This window comes from Pedobacter psychrodurus (genome assembly GCF_032678585.1).
Taxonomy (GTDB): Bacteria; Bacteroidota; Bacteroidia; order Sphingobacteriales; family Sphingobacteriaceae; genus Pedobacter; species Pedobacter psychrodurus_A.
In genome coordinates, this window is record NZ_JAVTSN010000104.1 from 1 (window position 1) to 3190 (window position 3190).

Consider the following 3190-nt stretch of genomic DNA (forward strand, 5'->3'; position numbering starts at 1 on the left):
CTTCCTTCCTTCCTTCCTTCCTTCCTTCCTTCCTTCCTTCCTTCCTTCCTTCCTTCCTTCCTTAATGATATAAGATTTACCAAAAATTATATAAACTTCTTCCTTCCTCTTTCCATAGGTTTGTTGTGCGATGAAAGCTAAAGCACTCTTCCTTCTTTTTATATTCATGTTCAACACCGTGGTTGGTTTTGGATGTTCCTTATTTATGGAAAGCGGTGGGCATAAACACCTTGCCGGACTTCACCACAAAATCGACGTTAATGCTCCTGACAAAAACAGCCCTTCTAAAGTGATTGAAAAAGAAGATTCCTGCTGTAAAACCATATCGAATAATCTTATTGTTCAGGGTAAACTGGCTCCCGATGATCTCAAAATAAATCTCAAATCCCCGTTCTTAATCCCAGTTCTATCGAACTATGGCTTTATTTTCAAAGAAAAAATCCTTGCTGTAAATCCCTACCCCATCGGACAGCACAGTTTTCACCTGCCACATCCCGATATCAGGGTATCTATCCGAAGTTTTCAACTGTAGTATTAATGTTATTCTGATCCATCTTTATAAAGAGCTGAAGAAATAAACACAGGCGGTGTGCCACACAACAATTTTTACGACATTAATAATAATATACAGATGAAAAATATAATATTCAGCATTTTAATGAGCTGCACACTGGCGGTTTCTGCCCAGGACATGAAAGGCATGAAAATGCCAGCCCAGGAAAAACCAGCTGCCTCAAAATACACATGCCCGATGCATCCAGAAGTGATATCGGACAAACCTGGAAACTGCCCAAAATGTGGCATGAAACTGATTCCAAAAAAGGAAACGGCACCGAAAGGCAAAACAGAACACATGGACATGCCCGGTATGCAACATGACAAAAAGGATGCTGCGATGGAAATGAAAGAAATGGACCATATGGCCATGGGCAAACGTTCCGCTACGCTGGATAACATCAAAAAAGCAAAGGCGAACCTGGGCCCCATCAAAACCCTGTCAACTAATAATCCACCCCGAACAGTACGTTACGATTTGTATGTTGCAGATACAACCGTGACCTACGCAGGCAAAGCAAAACATGCCATTGCCGTAAACGGAAGCATCCCTATGCCCACCCTCACCTTTACTGAAGGCGATACCGCAGAAATTTATGTACACAACAATTTAAAGGAAACAACCTCCTTACATTGGCACGGACTATTTTTGCCTAACCGATACGATGGTGTACCCAACATGACGCAGATGCCGATTAAACCCGGGGCTACACATCTATACAAATTCCCGATTATACAACATGGTACACATTGGTATCATAGCCATACTGGGCTTCAGGAACAAATTGGCATGTATGGTGCATTTATCATCAAAAAAAGGAAGGAATGGGATATCCCCTCTATCCCATTGGTATTGAGCGAATGGACCAATATGGATCCGATGGAAGTACAAAGGAGTTTACATGCGGCAACCGATTGGTTTTCCATCCAGAAAGGCACTACCCAAAGTTATGCGGAGGCCATCCGCACTGGAAATTTTAAAACCAAGGTGGCCAATGAGTGGAAAAGAATGAATGCCATGGACGTAAGTGATGTGTACTACGATAAATTCCTGATTAACGGGCAGAACGAAAATACTCAGTCCCAGTTTAAAGCGGGTGACAAAGTGAGGTTACGCATTGCGAATGCAGGAGCATCGTCTTATTTCTGGCTCAAATATGCTGGCGGAAAAATAACCGTGGTTGCAACAGATGGTAACGATGTAGAACCTGTGGAGGTAGACCGGCTGATCATTGCGGTATCGGAAACTTATGATGTGGTGGTCACCATTCCTGAAAATAAAAGTTATGAATTTTTGGTCACCCCCGAAGACAGAACCAAATCTGCCTCCTTATGGCTTGGCAAGGGAGAAAAGGTATCGGCAGGAAAAATGCCCAAACTAAAATATTTTGAAGGCATGAAGATGATGAACGGCATGATGGACATGAACGGCAACATGGTAGAAATGAAGGGCATGAAAATGCAGAATCAGATCATGGATATGAATGCCGTAATGTATCCTGAAATTACAGATCCAGAAAACGGCACGAAAACAACAAAAACCGATGATATGATGGGAATGAATATGGAAGCTGAATCAGCCGATATCATTACCCTCAATTACAATATGTTGCGCGACCCCAACAAAACAACTTTACCTAAAGGGCCGGTAAGAACGTTAAAATTCGACCTTACGGGTAACATGAACAGGTATGTATGGACTTTAGATAATAAAACAGTTTCAGAATCAGATAAGATTTTGATCAAAAAGGGAGAGAATTTAAGGATCATCCTCTACAACAACAGCATGATGCGCCATCCGATGCACTTGCATGGCCACGATTTCAGGGTAATTAACGGGCAGGGAGAAAACGCACCCATGAAAAATGTACTCGATATTATGCCGATGGAAAGGGATACCATTGAATTTGCTGCCACTGAAGCAGGAGGAGACTGGTTTTTTCACTGCCACATTTTATACCATATGATGAGCGGCATGGGCAGGGTGTTTAGTTATGAAAATTCTGCACCAAACCCAGATGTACCAGATCCAAAACTGGCCCAGCGCAAATTATTCTGGGACGACCGGATGCCTCACCTGATGGGCCGTGTCGGCATAGAAAGCAGCGGTAGCGACGGACAGTTAATGTTGGCGCAAACCCGCTGGTCGCTCAATACCATGTGGCATTTAGGCACCAACGCCATGATGGGATACGAAAGTGAAACCATGCTCGGCAGATACATTGGCCGAAACCAATGGTTGTTTCCATATGTGGGCTTCGATTACCATTACAAAAAGTTTAATCCAGATGAAAAAAACATCTTTGGGAGTGATGAGCGCAATATGTTCGGTCAGATCAGCAATAAAGAAAACAGAAAAACCATTATTGCCGGTATTGCCTATACCCTACCCATGCTCTTGGTTGCCGACGCCAGGATAGATGGCAACGGAAAGCTGAGGTTTCAATTGGGAAGAGAAGATATCCCGGTTTCTAAACGTTTGCGTGCCAATTTCATGGTCAATACCGACAAGGAATATGCCGCTGGCCTTCGGTATATATTAACGAAATATATTGCAATTTCTACCCACTACGATAGCGACATGGGCCTTGGGGGCGGATTTACCTTTAATTATTAATCATTATTTTAGGAAAGT

The 3190-nt window shown here is 42.9% G+C and carries 2 protein-coding genes; both read left to right on the forward strand.

Features of this window, described 5'->3' with window-relative positions:
- Positions 1–166 precede the first annotated feature (166 nt).
- Positions 167–532, forward strand: coding sequence for a hypothetical protein (locus tag R2S57_RS30170; protein WP_316848621.1), 366 nt, complete (start codon positions 167–169; stop codon positions 530–532).
- Positions 533–631: 99 nt separating this feature from the next.
- On the forward strand, positions 632–3172 hold the full coding sequence (locus tag R2S57_RS30175; RefSeq protein WP_316848622.1) for a multicopper oxidase domain-containing protein: 2541 nt from the start codon (positions 632–634) through the stop codon (positions 3170–3172).
- Positions 3173–3190 lie beyond the last annotated feature (18 nt).